Annotated in this window: 1 protein-coding gene; it reads left to right on the top strand. The window is 71.0% G+C overall.

The features are described 5' to 3' along the window. A partial coding sequence (locus AC0B61_RS37220; protein WP_471746972.1) for a transposase occupies positions 1 to 1,069 on the top strand: 1,069 nt, incomplete at both ends.

Genomic DNA, 1,069 nt, shown 5'->3' with positions numbered 1-1,069 from the left:
GAGCACCGGGAGACGCTATTCCCGGGGTCGATGTTCGCAGACATGTACCCGTCGACGAACGGGCGGCCGAGCATGCCGCCGCAGGTCCTGGCCGCCACGATCGTGCTGCAGAGCCTGCACGGGCTGTCGGACTTCGAGACAGTCCAGGAACTGCGCTGCGACCTGCGGTGGAAGGCCGCCTGCGGGCTGGGCCTCAACGACACCGCGTTCGACCCGTCACTGCTGACCTACTTCCGCCGGCGCCTGCAGCGCTCCAGCGATCCGAACCGGCTGTTCACCAAGGTCAAGGAGGTCGTGGCGGCCACTGGCGTCCTCAAGGGCAAGCAGCGCCGGGCGCTGGATTCCACCGTGCTGGACGACGCGGTGGCCACCCAGGACACCGTCACCCAGCTCGTCGCCGCGATCCGCCGGGTGATCCGCGACGTGCCCGGCGGTGAGAAGACCGCCGCCACCTGGTGCACCGCCCACGACTACACCGACCCGGGCAAGCCCCGCATCGCCTGGAACGACGAGCAGGCCCGCGCCGACCTGGTCGACGCCCTGGTCCGCGACGCGCTCAACCTGCTGGGCCGCCTGCCCGAACGGCAGCTGGACGAGAAGGCCGCCGACGCGGTCGGGCTGCTGGCCCTGGTCGCCGGGCAGGACGTGGAGGTCGCCGATGGCTGCGACGGGCGCGAGGGACGCTGGCGCATCGCCCGTCGCACCGTCTACGACCGGGTCGTGTCAACCGTCGACCCGGAGGCCCGGCACATCCACAAGAACCGAACCCGCCACCAGGACGGCTTCCGCGCCCATGGCGCTTTCGAACCCGAGACCGGCCTGCTCACCGAGGTCGAGCTCACCCGGGGCAGCGGCAAGGAGAACCACGAGGCCGCCGTCGCCGAGGTCCTCCTCGCCGACGAGAGCGAGGACCTGACCGTCCTCGGCGACACCGCCTACGGCACCGGCGACCTGCACGAATCCCTCGAAACCGACGGCCACACCCTCGTGATCAAACCCGCGCCACTGAAGCCCGCCGTCCCCGGCGGCTTCACCGCCGACGACTTCCACGTCGACACCACCAAAGGCG

Source organism: Kitasatospora sp. NPDC023385 (assembly GCF_055664045.1).
The sequence above is the reverse complement of the archived record's forward strand: the minus strand, read 5'-3'. Positions and strand labels throughout refer to the sequence as shown.